General features: G+C 66.7%; 25 protein-coding genes. 12 read left to right on the top strand and 13 right to left on the bottom strand.

Going from position 1 to position 25,332, the window contains the following annotated elements; all coding sequences use genetic code 11:
- Nucleotides 1-12: 12 nt before the first annotated feature.
- From RH90_RS06845 to RH90_RS06810, 8 genes are all read left to right on the top strand, one after another.
- The gene (locus RH90_RS06845; RefSeq protein WP_037492679.1) at nt 13-1,104 is read left to right on the top strand and encodes a flagellar basal body P-ring protein FlgI; all 1,092 of its coding nucleotides are present in this window, start codon (nt 13-15) and stop codon (nt 1,102-1,104) included.
- Complete coding sequence (locus RH90_RS06840) at nt 1,101-1,451, top strand: rod-binding protein (RefSeq protein ID WP_010184704.1); 351 nt, start codon at nt 1,101-1,103, stop codon at nt 1,449-1,451. The genes RH90_RS06845 and RH90_RS06840 overlap by 4 nt, the downstream gene beginning before the upstream one ends.
- Complete coding sequence (gene flgK / locus RH90_RS06835; protein WP_010184703.1) at nt 1,448-2,794, top strand: flagellar hook-associated protein FlgK; 1,347 nt, start codon at nt 1,448-1,450, stop codon at nt 2,792-2,794. Before RH90_RS06840 ends, flgK begins: the two co-directional genes overlap by 4 nt.
- An 8-nt stretch (nt 2,795-2,802) precedes the next feature.
- Nucleotides 2,803-3,717 (top strand): flagellin N-terminal helical domain-containing protein, encoded by a 915-nt coding sequence (locus tag RH90_RS06830; RefSeq protein ID WP_010184702.1) that lies wholly within the window; start codon nt 2,803-2,805, stop codon nt 3,715-3,717.
- A gap of 243 nt (nt 3,718-3,960) precedes the next feature.
- Entirely contained in the window at nt 3,961-4,824 is an 864-nt protein-coding gene (gene motA, locus RH90_RS06825; RefSeq protein ID WP_010184700.1) for a flagellar motor stator protein MotA, read from the top strand.
- Between the two features lie 286 nt (nt 4,825-5,110).
- Nucleotides 5,111-6,016 carry a flagellar motor protein MotB gene (locus RH90_RS06820; protein ID WP_010184699.1) on the top strand — a complete coding sequence of 302 codons (906 nt, stop codon included), beginning with the start codon at nt 5,111-5,113 and terminating at the stop codon, nt 6,014-6,016.
- On the top strand, nt 6,016-7,410 hold the full coding sequence (locus tag RH90_RS06815) for a glycosyltransferase family 39 protein (protein WP_051124630.1): 1,395 nt from the start codon (nt 6,016-6,018) through the stop codon (nt 7,408-7,410). Before RH90_RS06820 ends, RH90_RS06815 begins: the two co-directional genes overlap by 1 nt.
- Nucleotides 7,411-7,419: 9 nt before the next feature.
- A complete protein-coding gene (locus tag RH90_RS06810; protein ID WP_010184697.1) occupies nt 7,420-8,553 on the top strand; it encodes a GNAT family N-acetyltransferase in 1,134 nt (377 codons plus the stop codon).
- Here RH90_RS06810 and RH90_RS06805 read toward each other — a convergent pair.
- Together RH90_RS06805 and RH90_RS06800 are read right to left on the bottom strand one after the other, a co-directional pair.
- On the bottom strand, nt 8,550-10,157 hold the full coding sequence (locus RH90_RS06805) for a hypothetical protein (RefSeq protein WP_010184696.1): 1,608 nt from the start codon (nt 10,155-10,157) through the stop codon (nt 8,550-8,552). The genes RH90_RS06810 and RH90_RS06805 overlap by 4 nt on opposite strands.
- A gap of 43 nt (nt 10,158-10,200) precedes the next feature.
- Nucleotides 10,201-11,988, bottom strand: a complete 1,788-nt coding sequence (locus RH90_RS06800) for a hypothetical protein (RefSeq protein WP_010184695.1) — start codon at nt 11,986-11,988, stop codon at nt 10,201-10,203.
- Nucleotides 11,989-12,091: 103 nt separating this feature from the next.
- On the opposite strand from RH90_RS06800, the gene RH90_RS06795 reads away from it, so the two are divergent.
- Nucleotides 12,092-13,291: a glycosyltransferase family 2 protein gene (locus RH90_RS06795; RefSeq protein ID WP_010184694.1), complete on the top strand. Its 1,200-nt coding sequence runs from the start codon at nt 12,092-12,094 to the stop codon at nt 13,289-13,291.
- A gap of 195 nt (nt 13,292-13,486) precedes the next feature.
- Here the strand turns inward: RH90_RS06795 and RH90_RS06790 are convergent, their stop codons facing one another.
- The 5 genes from RH90_RS06790 to RH90_RS06770 form a co-directional block, all read right to left on the bottom strand.
- Nucleotides 13,487-14,077 carry a class I SAM-dependent methyltransferase gene (locus RH90_RS06790; RefSeq protein WP_010184693.1) on the bottom strand — a complete coding sequence of 197 codons (591 nt, stop codon included), beginning with the start codon at nt 14,075-14,077 and terminating at the stop codon, nt 13,487-13,489.
- A gap of 69 nt (nt 14,078-14,146) precedes the next feature.
- A complete protein-coding gene (locus RH90_RS06785; RefSeq protein WP_010184692.1) occupies nt 14,147-15,367 on the bottom strand; it encodes an argininosuccinate synthase in 1,221 nt (406 codons plus the stop codon).
- A 35-nt stretch (nt 15,368-15,402) separates the two neighbouring features.
- Nucleotides 15,403-16,659, bottom strand: coding sequence for an SAM-dependent methyltransferase (locus tag RH90_RS06780; protein WP_010184691.1), 1,257 nt, complete (start codon nt 16,657-16,659; stop codon nt 15,403-15,405).
- A gap of 19 nt (nt 16,660-16,678) precedes the next feature.
- The gene (locus RH90_RS06775) at nt 16,679-17,440 is read right to left on the bottom strand and encodes a molybdopterin-dependent oxidoreductase (RefSeq protein WP_010184690.1); all 762 of its coding nucleotides are present in this window, start codon (nt 17,438-17,440) and stop codon (nt 16,679-16,681) included.
- Entirely contained in the window at nt 17,437-18,204 is a 768-nt protein-coding gene (locus tag RH90_RS06770) for a cytochrome b/b6 domain-containing protein (protein WP_029625096.1), read from the bottom strand. Before RH90_RS06770 ends, RH90_RS06775 begins: the two co-directional genes overlap by 4 nt.
- 96 nt (nt 18,205-18,300) lie before the next feature.
- On the opposite strand from RH90_RS06770, the gene RH90_RS06765 reads away from it, so the two are divergent.
- Entirely contained in the window at nt 18,301-18,930 is a 630-nt protein-coding gene (locus tag RH90_RS06765; RefSeq protein ID WP_010184688.1) for a flavin reductase family protein, read from the top strand.
- Nucleotides 18,931-19,050: 120 nt separating this feature from the next.
- Here RH90_RS06765 and RH90_RS06760 read toward each other — a convergent pair whose 3' ends face one another.
- From RH90_RS06760 to RH90_RS06735, 6 genes are all read right to left on the bottom strand, one after another.
- Nucleotides 19,051-19,920, bottom strand: coding sequence for a 3-hydroxybutyryl-CoA dehydrogenase (locus RH90_RS06760; protein ID WP_010184687.1), 870 nt, complete (start codon nt 19,918-19,920; stop codon nt 19,051-19,053).
- Between the two features lie 73 nt (nt 19,921-19,993).
- Nucleotides 19,994-20,971, bottom strand: a complete 978-nt coding sequence (egtD, locus tag RH90_RS06755) for an L-histidine N(alpha)-methyltransferase (protein ID WP_010184686.1) — start codon at nt 20,969-20,971, stop codon at nt 19,994-19,996.
- A gap of 1 nt (nt 20,972) precedes the next feature.
- The gene (gene egtB, locus RH90_RS06750) at nt 20,973-22,232 is read right to left on the bottom strand and encodes an ergothioneine biosynthesis protein EgtB (protein WP_081476989.1); all 1,260 of its coding nucleotides are present in this window, start codon (nt 22,230-22,232) and stop codon (nt 20,973-20,975) included.
- Between the two features lie 73 nt (nt 22,233-22,305).
- A complete protein-coding gene (locus RH90_RS06745; protein WP_010184682.1) occupies nt 22,306-22,905 on the bottom strand; it encodes a cob(I)yrinic acid a,c-diamide adenosyltransferase in 600 nt (199 codons plus the stop codon).
- A gap of 19 nt (nt 22,906-22,924) precedes the next feature.
- A complete protein-coding gene (locus RH90_RS06740) occupies nt 22,925-23,164 on the bottom strand; it encodes a twin transmembrane helix small protein (protein WP_010184681.1) in 240 nt (79 codons plus the stop codon).
- 9 nt (nt 23,165-23,173) lie between these two features.
- Entirely contained in the window at nt 23,174-24,199 is a 1,026-nt protein-coding gene (locus tag RH90_RS06735; RefSeq protein WP_010184680.1) for a glutamate--tRNA ligase family protein, read from the bottom strand.
- 67 nt (nt 24,200-24,266) lie between these two features.
- Here RH90_RS06735 and RH90_RS06730 point away from each other — a divergent pair, with 67 nt between their 5' ends.
- The gene (locus tag RH90_RS06730; protein ID WP_010184678.1) at nt 24,267-24,833 is read left to right on the top strand and encodes an HNH endonuclease; all 567 of its coding nucleotides are present in this window, start codon (nt 24,267-24,269) and stop codon (nt 24,831-24,833) included.
- A gap of 62 nt (nt 24,834-24,895) precedes the next feature.
- Nucleotides 24,896-25,306 carry a hypothetical protein gene (locus tag RH90_RS06725; RefSeq protein ID WP_010184677.1) on the top strand — a complete coding sequence of 137 codons (411 nt, stop codon included), beginning with the start codon at nt 24,896-24,898 and terminating at the stop codon, nt 25,304-25,306.
- Nucleotides 25,307-25,332 lie beyond the last annotated feature (26 nt).

Here is a 25,332-nt window from a genome sequence, read left to right as displayed (position 1 = left end):
CGGGGGTGACGGCTGGCGGCTGGTGCTCGCCGTTCTTTTCGCCGCGCTGTTCTCACCCCCGCCTCGGCCGACCGGATCAAGGATCTCGGCGGCTTCCAGGGCATCCGCACCAACCAGCTGACCGGCTACGGCATCGTCGTCGGCCTGCCCGGCACGGGCGACGACAATCTCGAATATACCATCCAGTCGATGAAGGCGGTCGCCTCGCGCTTCGGGCTACAGCTCCCCGCAAACGTCAACCCCGGCCTCAAGAACGCCGCCGTCGTCATGATCACCGCCGATCTGCCGCCCTTCGCCAAGCCCGGCCAGAAGCTCGACATCACCGTCGCCTCGATGGGCAAGGCCAAGAGCTTGCGCGGCGGCGCGCTGATCATGACGCCGCTGCTCGGCGCCGATAACCAGATCTATGCGATGGCGCAGGGCAATCTCGCGGTCGGCGGGCTCGGCGCCGAGGGCAAGGACGGCTCGACGATTGTCGTCAACATCCCCTCGGCCGGTCGCATCCCCGAAGGCGCGACGGTCGAGCGCGCGGTTGCGACCGGCTTCGAAAGCAGCCCGACGCTGACCTTCAACCTCGCACGCGCCGATTTCACGACCGCGCAGAACGTCGCCGGCGCGATCAATTCGCGGCTCGGCGCGGGCACCGCACAGGCGACCGACGCGGTCTCGGTCGCGGTCCGCGCGCCGGTCGGTGGCGACATCCGCGCGACGCTGATGAGCGAGATCGAGAATCTCGACGTGGTCTCGGCCGAGCCGAGCGCGAAAGTAATTGTTAATGCCCGGACGGGAACGGTCGTTATCAACTCTGCGGTCCGCGTCGGCACCGCCGCGGTGACGCACGGCAAGCTGACCGTGCGGATCGACGAAACCGAAAAGGTCAGCCAGCCCTTGCCGTTCAGCCAGGGCCAGACCGCGAAGCAACAGAAGTCCGCGCTCGCGGTCGATGAGGAGAAGCACCCGATGTTCCTGCTCCAGCCCGGACCCAAGCTTTCCGACGTCGTCAAGGCGGTCAACGCGATCGGCGCGTCGCCGGCCGATCTGGTCGCGATCCTCGAGGCGCTCAAGGAAGCCGGCGCGCTCAAGGCCGAGCTGATCGTTCTGTGAGCGATGTTCCCGCCATCACCCCCGTCGCCGCACCGACGAGCGGGATCAGCGTCGATACGAGCCGCTTGCAAAGCCGCGCCAATCTGGAAGCGGCGGGCAAGAAGTTCGAGGCGGTGTTCACCGGCATGATGGTCAAGGCGATGCGCACCACGCACCTCGTCGATGGCGATCTGTTCGGGTCGAAGGGCATGGATACCTTCAAGGACATGCAGACCACGCAGCTCGCGCAGAACATGGCCGATCATGCGCCGCTCGGCATCGGCAAGGCGATGACCGCGTTTCTTGCCAAGTCGCAGGCCGCACTGCAGCCCGCCGCCGAACCGCCCGCTGAGAGCATTACGTCGTGAGCGACCTGCTCAGCATCGGCGCGAGCGGGGTGAAGGCGTATCAGACCGCGCTCACCACCGTATCCGAGAATATCGCGAATGCCGCGACGCCGGGCTATGCCAAGCGCACTGCGGACCTGCGCGAAATCGGGCCCTCCATCGGAATCACCACCGGCAGCAAGACCAGCGTCGGGCAGGGCGTCATCGCCGCCGGGATCACGCGCTCGGCCGATTCGCTGCGCGCCGCCGACGTGCGCAACGCCAGCGCCGACCTCGCCCGCACCGACACCAGCGTCGAATGGCTCGGTCGTATCCAGAACGCGCTGACCGGCAACCAGGTCGGCGATCAGCTCACCGGCTTCTTCAATTCGGCCAAGAGCGTCGCCGCCGATCCCACCGCATCGGCGCCGCGCGCCGCGCTGCTCGAACAGGCCAAGACCGTCGCCGGCAGCTTCACCGCGACGGGCAAGGCGCTCGACAGCCTCGACGCCGATCTCGACGCCACCGCGACGCAGGCGGCGACGACGCTCACGTCGCTCAGCGCGTCGCTCGCCCAGATCAATGACGGGCTTGCCCGCGTGCAACCCGGCTCGAACGGCGCGGCGCAGCTCGCCGACCAGCGCGATTCGATCCTCGACCAGATCAGCGCGATCAGCGATCTGTCGGTCTCGATCGATTCCGCCGGGCGCGCGACCGTCAAGCTCGGCAATGCCGGCGGCCCGACGATCGTCTCGGGCAACCAGTCGGCGAGCGTCGCCTTCGCGCGCGGCAGCGACGGCACCGTCGCCTTCACCGTGCAATCCGCCAGCGGGGTCACCGCGGCGACGCCGTCGGGCGGCGCGCTCGCCGGCATCGTCGAAGCCGCCGGCCGCATCGCCGATGCGCGCACCCAGCTCAATGGTATCGCCACCGCCTTCACCAGCGGCGTCAACGCGGTCCAGGCGCAGGGCAGCGACCTCTCGGGCAACACGGGCGCCGCGCTGTTCGCGACCGGCGCGAGCCCGACCGACATCACCGTCGCGCTGACCGACCCCAACGGCATCGCCGCTGCCGCCAAGGGCGCGAGCGTGCGCGACAACAGCAACCTCGCCAATCTCGCTACGTTGCGCACCACCGGCGCGTTCGAGACCAGGACCACCGCGCTGATCTCGGGCAATGCCGCGACGCTCGCCAGCCGACAGCAGGTCGCGACCGCGCAAGGCTCGATCCGCGACACCGCGGTCGCCGCGCGCGATGCCGTGTCGGGGGTCAATCTCGACAGCGAGGCGGTCGACCTGCTGCGCTTCCAGCAAGCCTATTCGGCGTCGAGCCGCGTGATCCAGGTCGCGCGCGACACGCTCCAGTCGATCCTCGACATCCGCTAGGACCCGCCATGCAGATCGGCACCAGCCAATTCTACGATATCGGATCGTCGCAGCTGTCGAAGCTGTCGGCCAAGGCCGACTCGCTCAACACGCAGATCGCCACGACCAAGAAGTTCACCGATCCGTCCGATGATGTCGTCGCGTATAATCGCCTGTCGACGATCAAGCAGGCGAGCGCCGACAGCAAGGCCTATGCCAGTAATGTGAGCATCGCCAAATCGCTGCTCCAGCAGTCGGATTCGACGCTCACCGCGATCGGCACCCAGCTCCAGCAGGCGGCCGAACTCACCACCCAGGCAGCGACCGGCACGCTCAACGATGCCGACCGCAAGACGATCGCGATCCAGTTGCAGAGCATCCGCGACGATCTGATCAATCTCGCCGGCACCAAGGATGCGCGCGGCGAGCCGCTGTTCGGCGCGGCGACCGGCACGAGCGCGGTGACGCAGGGCGCCGACGGCACGGTCAGCTTTGGCGGCACCGGCGAAGTCTCGCCGATCCCGATCGCCGATGGCACCACTATCCAGACGACCGACAGCGCGCAGCGCGTGTTCGGCAACATCCCGACGAGCGGCGGCGGTACGACCGACGCCTTTGCCGTGCTGTCGAATTTCATCGCGGCGCTCAATGCCGGCGGCGACATCTCGGCGGCGGCCGGGACGGCGGCCGACGGGCTCAAGGGCGCGATAACGCAGGTCGGTGCCGTGCAAGGCTCGGTCGGTGCGCGCGAAGCGCGGCTCGACATCGTCTCGACGCAATCGACCGACGCCGCCGGCGCGCGCGAACTCGATCGCTCGGCGCTCGAGGATACCGATCTGTCGAGCGCGATCGCCGAATTGCAGAAGACGATGACGGTGCTTTCGGCGACGCAGGCGAGCTTCACCAAGCTGGGCTCGCTCTCGCTGTTCGATTACCTGAAATAAGCCCCTTTTCCCTTTCCCTTTGGGAGAGGGAGGGAGCGGCAAAGCCGCGGAACGGTGAGGGTGACCGATGATTGCCGCGCATCACCCTCACCCCGCGCCGCTGCGCGGCTTGCCCCTCTCCCGCAGGGAAGGGGGGAAGAAGAAACCCCCTCTGGTTAACCGCTTGAACACCAATCCGCGCTAACTCTTTGAGACCAGAGCTTGGGTCCTGTCGACCCGTCAAACCAAAGGCCACACCCACGCATGTTCCCCGCAATCGGCCTTGTCGTCCTCCTCGTGATGATCTTCGGCGGTTTCGCGATCACCGGCGGCGCTTTGGGCCCGGTGATGGAGGCGATCCCGCACGAAATGCTGATCATCGGCGGCGCCGCGGTCGGCGCGCTGATCATCGGCAATTCGATGAAGGAGCTGAAGGCGCTCGGCGGCGGGCTGATGAAGGTGTTCAAGGGCCCGAAATACAAGAAGCAGGATTATCTCGACGTCATCTTCCTCGTCAGCAAGCTGATGAAGATGCTGCGTACCGAAGGGCCGATCGCGCTCGAGCCGCATGTCGAGGACCCCGCCTCCTCCGCCGTCTTCGCCGAATATCCGCGGCTGCTCTCCGACCACACGCTGACCAATCTGATCGCCGACACGCTGCGGCTCGTCGTCGTGTCGTCGGGCACGCTCGACGTCCATGCGGTCGAGGACGTGATGGACAATATGATCAAGACGCACCACCACGAGGTCGAGGGGGCGCAAGGCACGCTCGCCACGCTCGCCGACGCGCTGCCCGCGCTCGGCATCGTCGCGGCGGTGCTCGGTGTGGTCAAGACGATGGGCGCGATCGACAAGCCGCCCGCGATCCTCGGCGCGATGATCGGCTCGGCGCTGGTCGGGACCTTCATGGGCGTGCTGCTCGCCTATGGCATCGTCGCGCCGCTCGCCAACCGGCTGAAGCAGGTGATCGATGCCGACGGCGCGATCTACCACGTCGTCAAGCAGATCATCATCGCCTCGCTCCACGGCCACCCGCAGCCGCTCGTGATCGAAGCGGCGCGCTCGGGGATCGCGCATTCGAACCAGCCCGGCTTCGCCGAGGTGTTCGACGGGCTGCGGGGGCGGTAATCGTGACGGATCTCCCGCGAAGCCGCGAAGGCGCAAAGAAGACTTTCACGCGGAGACGCGGAGACGCGGAGGCGTCGCACCCAATCGCCGCGGTAGCCCTGCAACATTGCCATGCGGAAGACGAAAGCGCGCTGACGCGCGCGCACCCTGCGTTGCGCGAACTGCGCGCTCTGCGCTGCCGCGCAAACGCCTCCTTCTTCCTCCGCGTCTCCGCGTCTCCGCGTGAACGCACTCTTCTTCGCGCCTTCGCGCCTTCACGTGAAAACCATCCGGCAGAGCAACGCTGATGGCCGCCGCCCGCGCCCCGCACGGTGCCAACGTGCCGCCCAAGATCATCTACAAGAAGATCTATATCGAGGGCCATGGCGGCCATCACGGCGGCGCCTGGAAGGTCGCCTATGCCGATTTCGTGACCGCGATGATGGCGTTCTTCCTGCTGATGTGGCTGCTCGGCGCGACCAATGAGAAGCAGCGCAAGGCGCTCGCCGATTACTTCTCGCCGACGCTGGTCCAGATGAAGGAGAATAGCGCGGGCTCGAACGGCATGTTCGGCGGCGACTCGATGACCTCGAAGGACAATTACGCGCATCGCGCCTCGCAGACCGGCACGCGCTCGATGACCATTCCGGTCGAGGCGATCGGCGGCGCGCAGGTCGGCACCGGCCAGAAGGGCACGCTCAAGGACAAGGCTTTGATGGCCGAGGACCGCAAGAATTTCGAGGCGGTCAAGCATGCGATGACCAAGTCGATGGCGACCAACCCCTCGCTCGCCCGCCTCTCGAGCCATGTCCGCTTCGTCAAGACCAATGACGGAATGCGGATCGACTTGCTCGACGATGCCGATTATTCGATGTTCGATCTCGGCACGACGCAGCTCGATCCGCGCGCCTCGGCGCTGCTCGGGATGATCGCGACTTCGATCAAGGGCAGCGACAATCCGATCATGATCCGCGGGCATACCGACAATCTGGGCTATGGCGATCCGCTCGCGATGAACAATTGGATGCTGTCGAGCGCGCGCGCCGAGGCGACGCGCCGCCGCCTCGCCGCGGGCGGCTTGCCCGACAGCCGCTTCAACCGGATCGAAGGCGTCGCCGACCGCGAACCGATGATCAAGGACAACCCGTCCGACCCGCGCAACCGCCGCGTCGCGATCACTTTGCTCTATCGTGCGAGCAGCTTCGGGCAGTGATGCCGCCCACCCCCCGTGGCGAACGGTGGATCGGCTGGAGCGTTCAGGCCGTATTGGCGCTGTTGCTGCTCTATGGCCTCAGTGCGGTGCCCGATCTGACCGAGCGCTGGGGGATCAGCTTCGCGTCGGTCGGCGCGATCGCCGCGTGGATCGCGCTTGCCGCGACGGGCTTCCACATGCTGCGCGAGCGCCCAGGCGTCGCGCCGCTTGCGGCGCTGGCGGCCGCGCTCGTCGTGATGCGCGGCGCGTTCGCCCTGCTTGCCGTCGGCCGGACATCGACGGGGGATCCCAACGCCTATCTCAATCTCGCCAAGGGGCTGCTCGCCGGACACGGTCTGCGGATCCATGATCCGTTCACCGACACGATCTGGCGCGCGCTGTTTCCCCCGCTCTATCCAGCCCTCCTGGCCGGCTGGGGTGCGATTTTCGGGTTCGACACGCCCTCGGTGCTGACGCTGGGCACGCTCACCGACGCGATGGCCGCGGTGCTGCTGTTCGTCTTGGGAAAGCGGCTCGGCAGCGCGGTGGCGGGGCGCCGCGCCGCCTGGCTCTATCTGATCTGGCCGTCGGTGCTGTTCTCCGCCCCGCTCGCGCAGAAGGAGTCGCTGTGCGCGCTGCTCATCGTCGCGCTCGCGCTCGCCTGGGTCGATCGGCGTGACGGGTGGCGCGGGGGGCTCGCCTTGGGGCTGCCGGCGGGCCTGCTCGCACTGACCCAGCCGGGGCAGGCACCGCTCGCGGCGCTGTTCGGACTGGTGCTGGTCCGACGGATCGGGCTGTGGCCGGTGCTGCTGGCAGGGGTCCGCGGGGGGCTTATTGCCTTGCTGGTCCTGCTGCCGTGGTGGGCGCGCAACGCGCTCGTCCTCCATGCCTTCGTGCCGCTCACCACCGCTGGCGGGCCGAGCCTGTGGATCGGTAACAATCCCGACGCGACCGGCAATTGGGAACCGCCGCCGCCCGAGCTCAAACGGCTGCCCGAAATGGTCTATGCCGTGCGGATCGAGGCGATCGCGCTCGACTGGATCCGTGCGCACCCGCTGGGCTTCGTCCGGCTGACGTTCACCAAATTCATCCGCGCCTGCGGTATCGCAGAATTCGGCGTCACCCGGCTCGTCGTGATGGGCCCGCCCTTCCCGCGCCCGCTCGCCGCGGTCCTGTGGCCATTGTCGCTGTCGGCGCACCTTGCGATGCTTGGCGGCGCCGCGGCAAAGGTCCACGGGCGGCTCCCCTTCACGCTCGTGCTGCTGATCGCCGCATGCGGGCTGCAATTGCTGCTGTTCGGCGTGTGGTTCGAATTCGGCGAGCGCCACCGCGAATTCGTCACGCCGTTCCTGCTGCTCGCTTTATGCTGGTCGTTCGCCCCTGCAGCGGTTGAGAAAGCTTCTCCGACCCCCTAGCTTGGTGCCGTGAAGAACGCCGTCACCGCCCGCATCGCCGACGGCATCGCCGCCATCCCGGCGGCCGACTGGGATGCCTGCGCCGGCACCGCCAATCCCTTCGTCAGCCACGCCTTCCTGTCGATCCTCGAGTCTTCCGGCAGCGCGCGCGCGCGCACCGGCTGGCAACCGATCCCGATCATCGTCGACGGCGCCGACGGCAAGCCCGCAGCGATTGCCCCGGCCTATGCCAAGAGCCACAGCCAGGGCGAATATGTCTTCGACCATGCCTGGGCCGATGCCTGGGAGCGCGCCGGCGGATCCTATTACCCCAAGCTGCAGGTCGCCGTGCCCTTCACCCCCGCGCCGGGGCCGCGGCTGCTGCTGCGCGATGCCGACCAGGCGCCCGCCCTGATCGCCGCGGTCGAGGCGGTGACCGACCAGCACGGCCTGTCCTCGGCGCACGCCACCTTCGTCGCGCCCGAGCAATTGCCCGCGTTCGAGGCGGCAGGCTGGCTGATCCGCGAAGGCACGCAATTCCACTGGCAGAACCAGGGCTATGCCGATTTCGACGCCTTTCTCGCCGATCTCGCCAGCCGCAAGCGCAAGGCGATCCGCAAGGAACGCGCGGGTGCGGTCGAGGGGCTGACGATCCGCCACATCTCGGGCGCCGACATCGGCGAGGCAGACTGGGACGCCTTCTGGGTGTTCTACCAGGACACCGGCGCGCGAAAATGGGGCCAGCCGTACCTCACGCGGCAGTTCTTCACGCTGCTCGGCCAGACGATGCCCGAGCGCGTGCTGCTGATCTTCGCCGAGCGCGACGGCCGCCCGATCGCCGGTGCGCTCAATCTGATCGGCGAGGACACGCTCTACGGCCGTTATTGGGGCTGCACCGAGGACGTGCCGTTCCTCCATTTCGAGCTGTGCTATTATCAGGCGATCGACGCGGCGATCGCGCGCGGGCTCAAGACGGTCGAGGCAGGCGCGCAGGGCGAGCACAAGCTCGCGCGTGGCTATGTCCCGGTGCCGACTTGGTCGGCGCACTACATTCCCGACGCGGGCTTCCGCCGCGCGATCGCCGATTTTCTGGTGCGCGAGCGCGCCTCGGTCGAATCCGACCAGGAATTCCTCGGCGCGATGACGCCGTTCAAAAAGGGTTAGAACGGCGTCGGGCGCGGCCGCGCGGTCTTCAGCGCGGCGTCGCTGATCTCGATCCCGCGCTGGCGGTGATCGATGCGGAACAGCACGCTCGTTCCATCGCGCCACACCGGGACCAGCCCCTGATTGAACTTCGGATCATAAGCCGGCGGGCGGATCAGCCAGACATAGTCGAAGGCGTTGCGCGGAAAGCGTGCCATCGCCTTGTTGATCGGGCGCCACCATTCGCGCGGGCATTGGACGCTCGTCACGATTTCCGACGGATCGTGCGCAAACCGCTGCGCACGGACGTATCGCACGGTGAGCAATTGCGCCCCCGCCATCGACCATTGATCGTTGGCATAGGCCGCCTTGCGTTCGAGCGCGATCGCCGGGAGATGCTCGAGCCGCGTCATCGTCCACGGCGCGCCGCATTGCGCGCCGACGAAGGTCACCAGCTTGGCGCCGACGGGCAAATGATCGAGCGCTTTCAGCTCGCGGTCGTAATCCTGCGCGAACATCCAGAAGCTCGCCGTCCCCGCCGCGATCCGGACGAGGACGAAGGCGAGCCCGAGCGCGGCGATCGTCGCGCTGCCGCGAATCGACAGCCCCTTCTTGGGCCGCACCGCGATCACCGCGATCGCCAGCATGAACGGCGCGAGCCGCATGTCGGCATAGGCCGAGCCGAACACGATCCGCGGCAGCAGGATGTAGACCACGAGCAGGAACAGCGCCGACAGCCCGAGATTGCGCGAATATTCGACGCTCGGGTCGCGAAAGCCGCGGAACAGGATCAGCAGCAGGATCGCCATCCCCGCGATGTCGAAGGTGATCCAGCGATCGCGCAGCGCCATCGTCATATAGCCGATCTTGGCGCGCCAGTTGAACCAGTCGCCGGTCTGCCCGCCGACATGCGCGCCGCTGCGCCAGACGATCATCAGAACGACCGGCAGAGCGAGCGGGAGACAGCCGAGCCCGGCACGCAGCCACGCCTTCATCCAGCTCACCGGCCCGCGATCGACCCGCGCGTCATGCTGCCGCACCATTTCGGCCGAGTAAGCGAGCACGCCGAGTACGCCCCAACCGAAAGTATGCGCTACCCAGATGATGCACGACAGCGGCACGAAGATCGCCGCGCGCAACCGATAGCGCCGATAGCGCGCAAGCCGCAGCCACAGCGCGAAGGCGTTGAGCGCCAACGCCATCGAGAAGGCGAAGTTCACGAAGCCGAACTGGAAGGCATAGCTGTACGCCAGCGGCAGCGCGAACAGCGCCGTCGGCGGGATGCGGCCATGCACCTCGCGCGAGATCCACAGCAGCCCGGTGACGGTGAGCACCGGAATCGTCATCACCAGCAGTTTGACCGAAAGTTCGAGCCCCAACAGCTTGGCGAGCGGGATGATCAACAGGTCGATCCCGAGATTGCCGATCAGCTGCCAGTTAAAATTGTACCAGTCCGACAGCCAGGGATATTCATCGCGCGACAATTGCACGCGGTACCGGCCCATATGGCCGGGCAAATCGACCAGCGGCGGAATGTCGGGGCGGAGCAGCGGGATGATCGCGATAAGCGCCATCACCGCCACGAACCACCGCGTCTGCCACCACTGCAACTTGCACTCGTTCATCCCGGTGCTTCTACGGCCTATTTGCCGCGCTGCAAGCGAACGATCAGCGAACGCGGTAAAGCCGCAACGGGGTGTTCGCCAGCGGCAGCCGCTCAAGCCAGTTCGGCGGTCGGTTCGCCCGCAGCTCGGTAGCCATGCTCCGGGGGAAGGTCCGGCTCACGTCGATTTCGTCGAAGTCGGCGGGACAGAAAACGACATAGTCGACACCCCATCGACGCGCGATCGCCCGCGACCCGTCGGGAGTGCTCAGATAAAAGCGATACACCGCCATATTGGCGGCATTGCTGCGGTGATATCCGGCGCCGATCGTGCTGTGATGCGTCGAGCCGATAAGATAGGCAGCGACATTGGTCCCCGCCATGACGATGCCCGGCGGATAGCGATCTACCTCGGACCAGGTGTCGCCGACGGTACAGGCGACCTGCACGCTGGGAGCGATATGTCCGCCCGGCCAGGCGCGTTGCCCGCGCACCAGCAATTCGACACTTTCGGGCACCTGCAAATAGACGAGCCCGGTGCTGGCGAGCCACGCCCCCGCGACGGCGGCGGTCCGCCACCGCTCGCATCGCCGCGCCGCAAGGACCAGGCCCGCCAGGATCGGCGCCGACAAAGGCGCACCGATATAGGCGCCGCGCACCTGCGCCAGCATGACGAGCGCGGACACCCACAGCGCCGCCACGATAGGGACGGTCGTGGTCCAGCGGCGGGGCGCGCGCGCAACCATCCACACCGAAACGACACACGCCGCCGCGACGAGGCCACCGACGGCGATCATCGATGCAAGGCGATCTTGTGAGAAGACGCCGTTCGCTTCGATGATATGGGGATAGAAGACCGCGAGCAGGAAGGGATCGACCGCACCATAGGGTCCGCTGACGCACGCCGGATAGGCCAGGACCGTGCCGCCCAGCGCCGCGCCGCCCAACACCGCGCCGACGCCCAGCCGCCACCGCCAGCCGTGCAGCAGCGGATGAAGCACGGTCATAATACCGAACGCTGCAGCTGCGGCCAGTGCGGCGGTGCTCGAGGCCGGCGTGAACGCATCGCAAAACTGCGCGCTCCATAGCGTTGGGCGCAGGAACAGCAGGAACAGCGCGGTCACGCCCGCAAACGCAGCGGCAAAGCCCGCAAGGCGCACCCGCCCGCCCGGTTGCCCCGCAACCCAGCCGAAAAAGACGACGGCCATCAGCGCCGCGACCTGCGGCGCCGTCTCGAGCCCGACGACGAGGCTGATCGCGAGGAATGCGCCGACCGCCACGCCGCTGCGCAGGCTCGCGCGGCGCATCAGGAAAAGAACGATCAGCTCGATCAGCACCGCCTGCAGCGCGTGGTGATCGATCCGACCGGGAATGAAGACGGTCGGCCCGGGAAAAGCGAGCGCCGTCAGCACCACCGCGATCGCCGCGGCCTGCGCGCCCCACAACCGGCGCGCGATGCGCGCGGACAGGAACAAGGCGGCGGCGAACAGCGCCGCCGGGTACAACAGGATCGCGGTCAGTTCAGCATAATGCTGACCAAAGAGCGGCCGTACCGCCAGGATAATCGCGGCGATGCCGAAATCGTTGACCCGCGACCAGTGCATCGGTGCGCCGAACGGCGGCGCCATGCGATGCTGGGTCCAGTCGTTGATACCTTGACCGGCGATCCAGTCTCGCACCTGCAGCAGGCGCATCGTGTCGTCGGGGTCGGGCAGCATCAGCCGGCTCAGTCGCGCCCAGTCGGTGATCGACCAACAGATGGACAGGAACGCGGCGAGCGCGAGCGCGAGGATAAGGTCGGTCCTGATCGAGCGTGGCTGAGCGGACTGAGCCTTAATCGGTGTAAGCGTCATTGGAATCCCCGCATGTCCCTACGGGCCTAGCAGCGATTGGTTAACCTAGTTTTTAAGCTTGCTCTCTTAGGGTCCGGCCCAAGGGAGATTTTCGTTGCCACACATGTCCACCCGCCGCCTGCCCACATCGGTCGATCATCGCTTCGGCGCCGAGCCCGCGATCGAGCTGTCGATCCTCATGCCATGCCTCAACGAGGCCGAAACGCTGGCGGTGTGCATCCGCAAGGCGCAGGCTTTCCTTGCGGCCAGCGGCATCAGCGGCGAGGTCGTGATCGCCGACAATGGCTCGACCGATGGGTCGCGCCAGATCGCCAATGCGATGGGCGCGCGGATCGTCGCGGTCGAGGCGCGCGGCTATGGCGCGGCGCTCGGCGGTGGGATCGCCGCGGCGCGCGGCACCTATGTCATCATGGGCGATGCCGATGACAGTTACGATTTCACCGCGCTCCAGCCGTTCGTCGACGCTTTACGCGCCGGTGGGCAATTGGTGATGGGCGACCGCTTCCGCGGCGGGATCGCCAGCGGGGCGATGCCGGCGCTGCACCGCTATCTCGGCAATCCGGTGCTCAGTTTTCTCGGCCGCACGTTGTTCGACACGCCGATCAGCGACTTCCATTGTGGGCTTCGCGGGTTCGATCGCGCCGCGATCCTCGACCTCGGGCTGCGCTCGACCGGGATGGAATTCGCGAGCGAAATGGTGGTCAAGGCGGTGATGCACCGGCTCGACGTGCGCGAAGTGGCGACGACTTTGTCGCCCGATGGCCGCAGTCGCGCACCGCATCTGCGCACCTGGCGCGACGGCTGGCGGCACCTGCGCTTCCTACTGACCTATGCGCCGCGCTTCCTGTTCGTCTATCCCGGGCTCGTCTGCGGTGGTGTCGGGATGATCGGCGTGGCGACGCTCGCCTCGGGCAGCGTGACGCTGGGCCGGATCGAGCTCAGCGCGACGACGATGCTATTCGCGGCGATGCTGCTGCTGCTTGGCAGCCAGCTGGTGAGCTTCGGAATCGTCGCGCGCCTTTACGGCGTGGCGAGCGGCTTGTGGCCGACCAGCCCGCGCGTCGATCGCTTCCGACGGCTGTTCAGCGTCGAGCGCGGCGCGATGGCGGGCGGTCTTCTGACCGCCGGGGGCCTCGCCGGGATCGCAGCCCTGTTCGGCGGCTGGGCGGAAAACGGCTTCGGGGCGATGGACGCAGTCGGCCTGATGCGGCTCGCGATCCCTGCGATGGTGGCGACGCTACTTGGGTTGCAGGCGGTCTTCACGAGCTTCCTGATCGGGCTGATCGACCAACGCGACGCCTGACAGACGCCCGCGCCATGGCCGCGGGCGCTGCGGCGTTTTCGGCAAGGTAGAAGTTTCTGCCCGCGCCGGGCCGACGAAGCCTCGGCGCGTTAGCGCTGGGGTGCGGGTCGAACGCGGGACTTCGGCAGGCTCGGCCCGGACGGGCGGGTTGGAGGGGCCGGTCTGGGTGGAACCAGCTCGGCGCCGCTCCCGAAATTAGCGCGCCAGGATCGTCACGAAGTGCAGCTGCCGATCGAACAGCCAGTGGAACGGCCGTGGATACAGCGCAAGGCGCGTCGTGAATTGCCGCGTATGCAGGCCGAGCCGCTCCCACATCACGCCCCATTCGCGGCGCGACAAATAATTGTAGGGCAGCCGGACGCCATGCGCGGCGTTGCCGACCCAGTCCATGAAGCGCAGCGTGAGGTTCGCCGCCAGGCCGTCGCGCAAATGATCCTTGATGATCACGATCGGTGCGACGCGCGCGATCTCGGCCATCACCGCGGTCGGATCATCGGTGTGGTGGAGCACGTCGACGACGATCGCGGCGTCGAAGGCATTGTCGGCAAACGGGATCGTCTGCCCGTCATAGGCGTGCACCAGGATCGCCGTATCGGGGCGCACCAGCACGTCGATCCCTTCGACGCTCACGTCGGGGCGCAGCTGCATCAGCAGCGCTGCAAGATCGCCGCTGCCGCAGCCGACATCGAGGATCCGGGCATTGGCGGGCACGCGCTCGGCGATGAGCTGCGCGAGCGTACGGACCCGCCGGCCGAAGACGAGTTTATCATGGACTGCCGCCAGCATTCGCTTTTCCCCATTATGGATGAAGCGAGCTTGACGGCATAGCGCTGAAATTTGGTTAACGCGCCGCGCTCAATCGCGATCGCGCCGCCCGAGCAACCGCAGCCGAAGCGCCTGCAGCTTGATGAAGCCCGCCGCATCGCGCTGATCGTACGCGCCCTGGTCGTCCTCGAAGGTGACGACCTTCTCGGAATAGAGCGAGAAGGGCGATTTGCGCCCGGTGACCGAGACGTTGCCCTTGTAGAGCTTCAAGCGGACGGTGCCCGTCACCTTGATCTGGCTATGGTCGATCGCCGCCTGCAGCATCTCGCGTTCGGGCGAGAACCAGAAGCCGTTATAGATCAGCTCGGCATAGCGCGGCGCGAGCTCGTCCTTGAGGTGTGCAGCGCCCCGGTCGAGCGTCAATTGCTCGATCCCCCGATGCGCGAGGTGATAGATCGTGCCGCCCGGCGTCTCGTACATGCCGCGCGACTTCATGCCGACGAAGCGGTTCTCGACCAGATCGAGGCGGCCGATGCCGTGACGCCGGCCCATCTCGTTGAGCGTCTCGAGCAAGGTCGCGGGCGACATGCCGACGCCGTTGATCGCCACGCCGTCGCCACCCTCGAAATCGATCGTGATCACCTCGGGCTCGTTGGGCGCGTCTTCCGGATTCACCGTGCGTGAATAGACGTAATCGGGCACTTCGACCCACGGATCCTCGAGCACGAGGCCCTCGGACGAGGTGTGCAGCATGTTGGCGTCGGTCGAGAAGGGCGCTTCGCCGCGCTTGTCCTTGCTCACCGCGATCTGATGCTGCTCGGCGAACTCGATCAGCTTGGTGCGGCTGGTGAGGTCCCACTCACGCCACGGCGCGATCACCTTGATGTCGGGCGCGAGCGCGTAATAGCCGAGCTCGAAGCGCACCTGGTCGTTGCCCTTGCCGGTCGCGCCGTGGCTGACCGCGTCGGCGCCCAGCATCCGCGCGATCTCGATCTGGCGCTTGGCGATCAGCGGCCGCGCTATCGAGGTGCCGAGCAGGTACAGCCCCTCGTAGAGCGCGTTGGCGCGCATCATCGGGAAGACGTAATCGCGCACGAACTCCTCGCGCAGATCGTCGATGAAGATGTGCTCCGGCTTGACGCCCGCCGCCTCGGCCTTCTTGCGCGCCGGCTCGAGCTCCTCGCCTTGACCGAGATCGGCGGTGAAGGTGACGACCTCGCATTTATAGGTCTGCTGCAGCCATTTCAGGATCACGCTGGTATCGAGCCCGCCCGAATAAGCGAGGACGACGCGGTTGATCTGGTCAGTCATGCGAGCGAATCCTTCGGTTTTAGCGCGGTTGCGCCCTATGCGACCACAGCGGCCGGCGCAACCGCGGGTTCCCGCAGCGCGCGCTCACCCTCGATCATATAGTCGCGCGTGATGGGCAGGACGTGGCGGTTCTTGGCGAACTGAACCTGGTAATTGACCATGCTGCCGTAATGGAACGACTGCCCCGCGCCGGCGAGGTAGAATTCCCACATGCGATAGAACCGCTCGTCATACAGCGCGATGATCTCCGCGCGCGCCGCGACCACGCGATCGTACCATTGGTCAAGCGTGTAGCCGTAGTGCAGCCGCAGCACCTCGATGTCGGTGATCATGAAGCGCAGCCCCTCATTGGCCGAGACGATCTCGGACAGCGCGGGATTGTAGCCGCCGGGGAAGATGTATTTCGCGGTCCACGAATCGGTCACGCCCGGGCCGCCCGCGCGTCCGATCGTGTGGAGCAACATCGCGCCGTCGTCGGTGAGCAAGTCGCGGCACTGGCGGAAGAAGGTGGTGTAGTTCGCCGGGCCGACATGCTCGAACATGCCGACCGAGACGATCCGGTCGAACGTTCCGGTCACGTGGCGATAATCGATCAGTTCGAACCGTACCTTGTCGGCGACCCCCGCCGCTTCGGCGCGTTCGCGCGCGACCTTGAGCTGTTCCTCGGACAGCGTCACCCCGAGCACTTCGGCACCGGTCTGCTGGTGCAGATACAGCGCCATCCCGCCCCAGCCGCAGCCGATGTCGAGCACGGTCATGCCGGGCTGAAGCGCGAGCTTGGCGGCGATATGCGCCTTCTTGTCGGCCTGCGCTTCCTCGAGCGAATTGGACGGATCGGTGAAATAGGCGCAGCTATATTGCCGGTCGGCATCGAGGAAGAGATCGTACAGCCGGTCCGACAGATCGTAATGGTGCGCGACGTTGCGCTTCGACTGGCGCGCCATGTTGATCCGCCGGAAGCGCAGCGTCACCGCCTGCACCGCGCGCGTCAACGGCGACGGCGCGAGCGCATTGTTGCCGCGCTCCCACGGATCGTTCTTCATCAGCAGTTGCACGAGCTCGCGCGCGTCGCCCTGCTCGATCACCATGCGGCCGTTCATATAGGCCTCGCCCGCGCCGATCCCGGGATCGCGGACGATGGCAGCGGCGGCACCGGCATCGGTGAAGCGGATCACGACGTCGGGGAAGCCGCCGTGCGGCGTGCCGAACTGGCGGGTCTTGCCGTCGGCATGGTGGACGGTGAGCGTGCCGCGCTTGACGCGCTTGGCGAGAAACAGGTCGATAAGAGCCATAACGGCGCGCGTTTATCAATTAGATGCCGGCATACCAATCGTAATCTATCGCATCCTCCCAATAGCCGCCCTTGCCCTTGCCGATCCCCGCGAGCGAGGCGACCGCATCGATCGCCATGATGTATTTCGCCTGTTTGTAGCCGAGCTGGCGCTCGACGCGCAGCCGCACCGGCGCGCCGTGGCCGACGTCGAGCAGATGCCCGTTCATCCCCCAGGCGAGGATCGTCTGCGGGTGGAACGCGTCGATCAAATCGATCGATTCGTAATAGTGCTGGCCCGAGAACAGATCGGCGCAGGTGAACACGACGTAGCGCGCGGTGGTGCGCACGTCGGCCGCCTTGAGCACCGTGCCGAGCAACGGCCCGTGCCACTGCCCGACCGCGCTCCACCCCTCGACGCAATCGTGCCGCGTGATCTGGCTGCGCGCGGGCATCGCGAGCAGTTGCGCATGCGACAGCGCGAGCGGGCGGTTGACCAGCCCGCCGACCTGCAGCCGCCAATGCGCAAACTTGTCCGCCACCATCGCGGCGTAATCGGGCGTGTTGGGGTTGTTGTTGCCGTTGGTGCGGAAGAACGGCGACATCTGGTCGGGACGATATTCCTTCGCCAGGCTGCCGCGGTTCGACAGTGCGCGCTGCAGCCCCTCGTTGATCTTCTCGCCGGAGAACAGGATCTTGCGCAAGGCGGGCGTGTTGGCGACCTGGTCGCACCCGCTCAGCAAAGCGCCCGCGCCGAGCGCGCCCGTCGTCAACAATGCGCGCCGCGTGATGATGCTGCTCATGCCGTTTCCTCCGCCCGATCGTCGGGCACGCGCCACCAGCCGGTCAGCATCGATCGCACTTCGGGCCACGCGCCGGCGAGAATGACGAGGACCAGGTGAACGATGATGAACACGACCAGCCCCGTCGCCGCAATGAAATGCACCGAGCGCGCCGACGCGCGCCCGCCGACCACCGCGAGCAGCCACGGCCAAGCGGCGGTCATCGCCGGCGACAGCGCCAGCCCCGACACGATCATCGCCGGGATCAGCCCGAAGATCGTCAGTGCGTAGGACAGCTTCTGGAAGATGTTGAACGCGTTCGGATGCTTCGGGTCATGGAAGCGCAGCGCGAGATGCTCCTTCAGGTCGAACCAGAGATGCGCGGGCGCGAGTTCCTTCAGCCGGATCCGCAGATCCTTCTGGAAATGCCGGTTGATCACGCTCGCGACCATGAAGGCGAGCAGCCCGAAGCCGAACACGAGCGCGAACAGCAGATGCCAACGCCGCGCGATCGCAAGGTTATACCCCGCCGGGATCGTCAGATAGGACGGCGCGTGCGGCGGATTGAACCAGGGATGATCCGAGTTGGCGCCAAACTCGCCCCAATAAAGATGCGGATGCGCGTTGAGGATCGTCAGCCCGCTGCCGATCATGATCACGATCGTCACCGCATTGATCCAATGCCACATCCGCGTCGCGAGGCGGTGGCGATAGATTACGGTGCCGGGCGGAACAGCCGCGGGCGGGACGGGTTCAGGCGGAACTGGCTGAGGAGCGTCGGTCATGCAAATCCCTCTTCGCGTCAGGTCGCGCTTTGGTTACACCCTAGTCGCAGGCGCGCGTCGGCGAAACCGCAAACACAAGATTTAAGGCGCCCAATCATGACAGAGCTGCATTTCTACGAACCGCGCGACGGCCATGCGAGCGTGCCCGGCCTGGCGCATGACCCGCTCAACGCGATCGTCGCGCCGCGCCCGATCGGCTGGATCAGCACGCTCGCCGCCGACAGCACGCGCAATCTCGCGCCGTACAGCTTCTTCATGCTGTTCAACTATCGCCCGCCGATCCTCGGCTTTTCGTCGACCGGCTGGAAGGACAGCGCCGCCAATATCGCGGCGACGGGCGAATTCGTCTGGAACCTCGCGACGCGCGACCTCGCCGAACCGATGAACGCCAGCGCGGCGACGGTCGCGGCGGCGGTCGACGAGTTCGATCTGGCTGGATTGGAGGCGGCCCCCTCGCGGCTCGTCAAACCGCCGCGCGTCGCGGCGAGCCCGGTCGCGTTTGAATGCCGCCATACGCAGACGCTGCGGCTGCGGGGTGCCGACGGCGCCGAACTCGATACCTGGCTGACGCTCGGCGAGGTCGTCGGCATCCATATCGCGCCGGAGTTGATCGAGGGCGGGAGCTATCGCACCGCCGCCGCGCATCCGGTCCTGCGCGGCGGCGGGCCGGGGGATTATTTCGAGATTGATGAGAACGCGCGCTTCGAAATGCGCCGACCGGCCTGACCGAGGAATAGCCCCTCCCCTGAAAGGGAGGGGTTGGGGTGGGGCAGTAACGGGCGCTGAGTCGCTGCGAGGCACTTCCCCACCCCCCAACCCCTCCCTTGAAGGGGGGGCTTTTGCGCATCACCGGGTCGGCACAGGCTCCGACCCCGAATAGTCATAGAAGCCCCGCCCGGTCTTGCGCCCGAACCAGCCCGCCTCGACATATTTCACGAGCACCGGCGCGGGCCGGAACTTGGGATCGCCAGTCCCTTCGAACAGCACGCGCGTGATTTCGAGGCAGGTGTCGAGCCCGATGAAGTCGGCGAGCGTCAGCGGCCCCATCGGATGGTTGAGCCCCAATTGGCACGCCAGATCGATGTCGCGGATCGTCGCCACGCCCTCGCCGAGCGCGAAGCACGCTTCGTTGAGCATCGGCATCAGCACACGGTTGACGATGAAGCCCGGCGCATCATTGGCGCGCACGACCTGCTTGCCGAGCCGCGCGGCATAGGCCTCGACCGTCGCAACGGTCGTATCCGAGGTGGCGAGTCCGCGGATCAGCTCGATCAGCCCCATCACAGGAACCGGGTTGAAGAAATGCACGCCGACGAAACGCCCCGCATCGGCCGCCGCCTGCGCGAGCCGCGTGATCGGGATCGACGAGGTGTTCGAAGCGAGCACCGCCTCGTCCGACAGCACCTTGCCGACTTCGGCGAAGATCGACCGCTTGATCTCCTCGCGCTCGGTCGCCGCCTCGATCACCAGGAACGCCGGGCCCATTGCCGCGACGCTCTCGACCGGTTCGATCAAGGCGAGCGCTGTATCGCGTGCCTCGGCGGTGATCTTGTCTTTCGACACCTGCCGGTCGAGCTGTTTGGCGATGCCCGCCTTGCCGGCCTGAGCACGCTCAAGATTCATATCCGACAGCAGAACGCGATATCCCGCCTGCGCCGAGACCTGCGCGATTCCCGCGCCCATCTGCCCTGCCCCGATGACTCCGACCGTATCCATGCTTTCGCGCTCCTCTATCCGTTGTCCGCGTCGATAGCGGATTTGGCTCGGGACGAAAGAGGCTAGCGCTGTGTCAGGGTGCGTGACGCGCGGCTTGCGCCTCGGCGAGGATCACCGCGAACTTGCCCTCTGGATCGGTCCATTCGGCGATCGGCGTCCATCCGCCCGCGCGCAACAGGATGCGCGCATCGCGCGCGCCGTATTTGTGGCTGTTCTCGGTGTGGATTGTCTCACCGGCCGCCATCGTGAAGGGTCGACCCTCGATCGTGAAGGCGACATCCTCGATAGCCTCGAGATGCATCTCGATCCGCGCGCGATCGTCGTTCCAGATTGCGCGGTGGCGGAAACGGTCGAGCGGGATCGTGCCGCCGAGCTCGCGGTTGATCCGCGTCAGCAGGTTGAGGTTGAACGCGGCGGTGACGCCCTGCGCATCGTCATAGGCTGCCTCGAGGATCGCCGGCTCCTTGATCCGGTCCATGCCGATCACCAGCATCGCCCCCTCGCCGAGCGATTGCTTCATCGCGCGGAGCAGATCGACCGACGAATGCGGGATCATGTTGCCGATCGTCGAGCCCGGGAAAAAGCCGAGCTTGGGCGTCTGCGCGACCGTCGTCGGCAACGCGATCGGATGCATGAAATCCGCTTCGACCGGCAGCACGTCGAGGCCGGGGAAAGCGGCGGCGAGACCCGCCGAGGATTCGCGCAGGAAATCGCCCGAAATATCGATCGGGACATAAGCCGACGGCGCGACCGCCTCGAGCAGGATCGGCGTCTTGGTCGACGAGCCCGAGCCAAATTCGACGACCGCGCGGCCTGCGCCGGCGCGCGCGGCGATGTCCGACGCGCACGCGCGCAGGATCGCGGTCTCGGTCCGCGTCGGATAATATTCGGGCAAATCGGTGATCTGCTCGAACAGCTCGGACCCGGCACGGTCATAGAACCAGCGCGCCGGGACTGCGCGCGGGCGCGCATCGAAGCCGCGCAGCACGTCCTGGCGGAAGGCCGGGTCGGCGAGCGATGCCTGGCCGTCCTCGATTTCCTGCTTCAACATCTCAAAGGTCTTTCGCGAGGCGCACGCCGGTGAATTGCCAGCGCTGGTGCGGATAGAAGAAATTGCGGTAGCTCGCGCGCGCATGCCCGCGCGGCGTGGCACACGAGCCGCCGCGCAACACGCACTGGCCGCTCATGAACTTGCCATTGTATTCGCCGACCGCGCCTTCGACCGCGCGGAAGCCGGGATAGGGGCGGAACGCGCTGCCGGTCCATTCCCAGACATCGCCGAAAAAAGCGGGTCCGCCTGCCGCCGGGCGCGGCTCGACCGGGCCTGCCCGGTCCATCTGATTGCCGCCGAGCGGATCATGCGCGCTCGCCGCGGCTTCCCATTCGGCCTCGGTCGGGAGCCGCGCGCCCGCCCAGCTGGCATAGGCGTCAGCCTCGTAGAAACTGACATGCGTCACCGGCGCCGCCGGATCGATCGCGCGCCGACCGTCGAGCCCGAAGCGCGTCCAGCCGCCGTCGCGCTGCTCCCAATAGAGCGGCGCGACGATCGCTTCGCGGCGAACCCACGCCCAGCCGTCGGACAGCCAGTGGCGCGGCTCGGCATAGCCGCCATCGGCGATGAACGCGGCCCATTCGCCGTTGGTCACCGTCCGGTCGGCGAGCGCATGCGCGCTGAGCAGCGTCGGATGCCGCGGCGCCTCTGCATCGAAGGCGAAGCCCTCGCCCGTATGACCGATCTCGACCAGCTCCGCCGCGCGCTCGATCCAGCCGATCGGTGCCGGCATCGCCACCGGCACCTTGCGCGCCGCCGGCCAGACCGCGGGCTCGGCCGGGTTCTGCGCCATCAGGTGAAGAATGTCGGTAAGGAGAAGTTCCTGATGCTGTTCCTCATGGTGACAGCCGAGCGTGATCAAGTCGCGCGCCGCCTCCGGTAGTTCGGACAAAGCGGCCAGAACCGCGGCGTCGACATGCGCGCGATAGGCGAGAATCTCGTCGAGCGTCGGCCGCGTCACCATGCCGCGGCGGTTGCGCGCGTGCCGCTGCCCCTCGGCTTCGTAATAGCTGTTGAACAGGAACGGGAAGCGATCGTCGTACAGCCCATAGCCGGCCACGAAATCGCGCAGCACGAAGGTCTCGAGAAACCAGGTGGTATGCGCGAGATGCCATTTGGCGGGCGACGCATCGTCCATCGATTGTGCGGTCGCGTCGGCGTCCGACAGCGGCGCGACCAGCGCGACGGTCAGACCGCGCACGGCCTGGAACCGGGTTGCGAGTTCACCCCGATCGGGGGACGGGGCCGTCTGCACTCGCATCGTCATTACCCCACTCCCCCGCTGCCGGCGCCGCGACCCTAGATTGGGGCGGCCCCCGACAGTATCAATGCGCTCATCGTGTCGCGCCGGGTCGCCAAAGAACGTCGCCACCCGCGTTTTGGTTCACCGCGCGGGCCGCGACGAAGAGATAATCCGACAATCGGTTGAGATAGGCGAGCGCGAGCGGGTTGATCGAGACCGCACGCGCCGCCGTCACGCCGCTCCGTTCGGCGCGCCGCACGGTCGCGCGCGCGACATGCAAAGCCGCCGCCGCGGGGGTGCCGCCGGGCAGGATGAAGCTCGTCAGCGGGCTCAGCTCGCCGTTCATCCGGTCGATCTCGTCTTCGAGTCGTGTCACCTGCGAGGCTACGATCCGCAGCGCCATGTCGTTGGGCGCGAAATCCTCCCCACTGTCCCCAGCCCCGGGCGTGGCCAGGTCGGCGCCGAGATCGAACAGGTCGTTCTGGATGCGCTCGAGCAATGCCGGCAGCCAGGCGAGCTCGAGCCCGCCCGCGCGCAGCGCGACGACCGCGACGCCGATCGCGCTGTTCGCCTCGTCGACATCGCCGATTGCCGCCATCCGCGCGGCGTCCTTGGGCGTGCGCGAGCCGTCGACCAGCCCTGTCGTGCCGTCATCGCCGGTGCGGGTATAGATTCGGTTGAGCTTGACCATAATAGTCCCCGGGCGCGCGTCAGCTCTTTCCGGCGAGCCACATCAGCAGGACGACGAGGAAGATCGCGATCGCCTGGAACATCACGCGATACTGCATCATCTTGTTCGACTTGACCGACGAGGCGAGCACGCTCTCGTTCGACGATCCGTCGCGGATATTCTGGCTCGCGCCGAGCAGGAAGACCACCAGCCCGCGGACAAGGACGACGACCACCGCGATCATCGCGGCAACCAGCAGGATGGTGAGGAAAGTGCTCATGAGTCCAATCTAGGCGTTCGTCGCGACAAAGCCAATGCCCGCGCGCAGCGATTGCGCGAGGGCACGGCCGTCCTCGCCGGCAAGGCGCAGTGTTTCGAGGGTCGGCGCATGGGTCCGCTTGGCGAGCCGCGCGCCGTCGGGTCCGGCGAGCAGCGCGTGGTGATGGTAAACCGGCGTCGGGAGATCGAGCAGCGCCTGCAGCAGACGGTGGACATGCGTCGCCGTGAACAGGTCGATCCCACGCACGACATGGCTGACGCCTTGCGCGGCATCGTCGATCGTGACCGCGAGGTGATAGCTCGCCGGCGCATCCTTGCGCGCGAGGATGACATCGCCGTGCGAGAGCGGATCGGCGACGACGGTGCCGGCGATTTCATCGGTCCAGGTCCGACCCATGCCTCCCCTCCCTGGAAGCGAGGGGATCGAGGGGTGGGTCGGCCCGTTGTCGCGCGCGTCGCCAGCCTCAGGCCGACCCACCCCCAGCCCCTCCCTTCGAGGGAGGGGAGGCGCGTGGTCCACCGCCTTTGCCATATCGAGCCGCCACGCGAAGCGATCGCCGCGCGCAATCCGTGCGGCGCGCATATCGTCGTGGAGCCCCCGGCACGTCCCCGGATAGACCGCCTCAGGCCCATGCGGCGCACTGAGGCTCGCCGCGATTTCCGCGCGCGTGCAGAAACAGGGATACAGCAACCCCATCCCCCGCAACCGCTCGAGCGCGGCGGCATAGACATCGAGCCGCTGCGACTGAAACACCACCGCCCCGTCCCACGCCAACCCGAGCCAACGCAGATCCGCCTCGATCGCCGCGACATGCTCGGGCCGGCTGCGCGTGCCGTCGATGTCCTCGATCCGCAGCAGAAAGCATCCGCCCGCCGCCCGCGCGCGATCATGCGCCAGAACCGCCGAATAGGCATGGCCCAGATGCAGCCGCCCGGTCGGGCTCGGCGCGAATCGCGTGACGATTGACGTCACACACGCACTTGACCGCGAGTCGCTCGCCGTGCTGAAATTGCGGTGGACGGGTAGCGCTGTCATCACAGCGTCATCCTAATGGGCTTGAAGCCCCGCAGGAAGCGCCACTCAGTGGTAAAGGGGGGCCGAAGTGTACCATCCCGATCTCATGCGCCACCCCGATGGCTGCCCCGCCCTCGTGCTGAACGCCGATTACACCCCCTTGAGCTATTATCCGCTGTCGGTCTGGCCATGGCAAACCGCGATCAAGGCGGTGTTCCTCGACCGCGTCGACATCGTCGCCGAGTATGAGCGCGAGGTGCGCAGCCCGACGCAGCGGATCAAGCTGCCCTCGGTGATCGCGCTCAAATCCTATGTCCGGCCCAGCGCCTTCCCCGCCTTCACGCGCTTCAACCTGTTCCTGCGCGACAAGTTCGTCTGCCAATATTGCGGCGCGGGGAACGATTTGACCTTCGACCATATCGTGCCCCGCGCGCAAGGCGGCCGCACGACCTGGGAAAACGTCGCCACCGCCTGCTCGCCGTGCAATCTCAAGAAGGGCGGGCGTACGCCGAAACAGGCGGGCATGCCGCTCCATATCGACGCGATCCGCCCGACCAGCTGGCAGTTGCAGGAACATGGCCGGCGCTATCCGCCCAACTTCCTCCACGATACCTGGCACGACTGGCTTTATTGGGACGTCGAACTCGAAGCCTAAGTCAGTCGATAGGGCCGGAACGATCGACCCGTCGCGCCGTTCACCCCCAAAGGGAGAACACGATGCGCCGGCTGATGATCACGACCTGTCTGTTGCTGGTGGCAGGATGCGAATCCAAGCCGAGCAACGACGAATATGCCGCCAATTTCGTGCCGCCGACGCTGCTCAAGCGTGCCGAATACGAAACCGCGCTCGAGGCGCGCTGGACGCGGCTCGACCGCAATCTCGACCGCAATCTCGATGGCGGAATCGAACAGTCCGAGGTCCCGGTAAAATACGCCAAGCGCCTCAACGCGCTCGACACCGACCATGACGGCAAGATCAGCCACCGCGAATTCATCAGCGGCAGCCTTGCGCGCTTCGATCGCGAGGACGCCAACCATGACGGCCTGCTCACCAACGTCGAGAGCAGCGCGGCGCGGAAAGCCGAGGACGCTGCGAACGCTGCGCAGACGCCGACACCGGTGAAATAATCGACAAGCGATTGACCGCACTGCTG

This window comes from Sphingomonas sp. PAMC 26605, assembly GCF_000241485.1.
GTDB lineage: Bacteria > Pseudomonadota > Alphaproteobacteria > Sphingomonadales > Sphingomonadaceae > Sphingomonas.
Note: the sequence above shows the minus strand (reverse complement) of the source record. Positions and strands in the feature narration are given on the sequence as shown.

Coding starts and splice junctions, on each gene's coding strand:
- RH90_RS06830 (WP_010184702.1), top strand. CDS start 2,803: ATGCAGATCGGCACCAGCCAATTCTACGATATCGGATCGTCGCAGCTG.
- motA (WP_010184700.1), top strand. CDS start 3,961: ATGTTCCCCGCAATCGGCCTTGTCGTCCTCCTCGTGATGATCTTCGGC.
- RH90_RS06820 (WP_010184699.1), top strand. CDS start 5,111: ATGGCCGCCGCCCGCGCCCCGCACGGTGCCAACGTGCCGCCCAAGATC.
- RH90_RS06815 (WP_051124630.1), top strand. CDS start 6,016: ATGCCGCCCACCCCCCGTGGCGAACGGTGGATCGGCTGGAGCGTTCAG.
- RH90_RS06805 (WP_010184696.1), bottom strand. CDS start 10,157: ATGAACGAGTGCAAGTTGCAGTGGTGGCAGACGCGGTGGTTCGTGGCG.
- RH90_RS06800 (WP_010184695.1), bottom strand. CDS start 11,988: ATGACGCTTACACCGATTAAGGCTCAGTCCGCTCAGCCACGCTCGATC.
- RH90_RS06795 (WP_010184694.1), top strand. CDS start 12,092: ATGTCCACCCGCCGCCTGCCCACATCGGTCGATCATCGCTTCGGCGCC.
- RH90_RS06790 (WP_010184693.1), bottom strand. CDS start 14,077: ATGCTGGCGGCAGTCCATGATAAACTCGTCTTCGGCCGGCGGGTCCGT.
- RH90_RS06785 (WP_010184692.1), bottom strand. CDS start 15,367: ATGACTGACCAGATCAACCGCGTCGTCCTCGCTTATTCGGGCGGGCTC.
- RH90_RS06780 (WP_010184691.1), bottom strand. CDS start 16,659: ATGGCTCTTATCGACCTGTTTCTCGCCAAGCGCGTCAAGCGCGGCACG.
- RH90_RS06775 (WP_010184690.1), bottom strand. CDS start 17,440: ATGAGCAGCATCATCACGCGGCGCGCATTGTTGACGACGGGCGCGCTC.
- RH90_RS06770 (WP_029625096.1), bottom strand. CDS start 18,204: ATGACCGACGCTCCTCAGCCAGTTCCGCCTGAACCCGTCCCGCCCGCG.
- RH90_RS06765 (WP_010184688.1), top strand. CDS start 18,301: ATGACAGAGCTGCATTTCTACGAACCGCGCGACGGCCATGCGAGCGTG.
- RH90_RS06760 (WP_010184687.1), bottom strand. CDS start 19,920: ATGGATACGGTCGGAGTCATCGGGGCAGGGCAGATGGGCGCGGGAATC.
- egtD (WP_010184686.1), bottom strand. CDS start 20,971: ATGTTGAAGCAGGAAATCGAGGACGGCCAGGCATCGCTCGCCGACCCG.
- egtB (WP_081476989.1), bottom strand. CDS start 22,232: ATGCGAGTGCAGACGGCCCCGTCCCCCGATCGGGGTGAACTCGCAACC.
- RH90_RS06745 (WP_010184682.1), bottom strand. CDS start 22,905: ATGGTCAAGCTCAACCGAATCTATACCCGCACCGGCGATGACGGCACG.
- RH90_RS06740 (WP_010184681.1), bottom strand. CDS start 23,164: ATGAGCACTTTCCTCACCATCCTGCTGGTTGCCGCGATGATCGCGGTG.
- RH90_RS06735 (WP_010184680.1), bottom strand. CDS start 24,199: ATGACAGCGCTACCCGTCCACCGCAATTTCAGCACGGCGAGCGACTCG.
- RH90_RS06725 (WP_010184677.1), top strand. CDS start 24,896: ATGCGCCGGCTGATGATCACGACCTGTCTGTTGCTGGTGGCAGGATGC.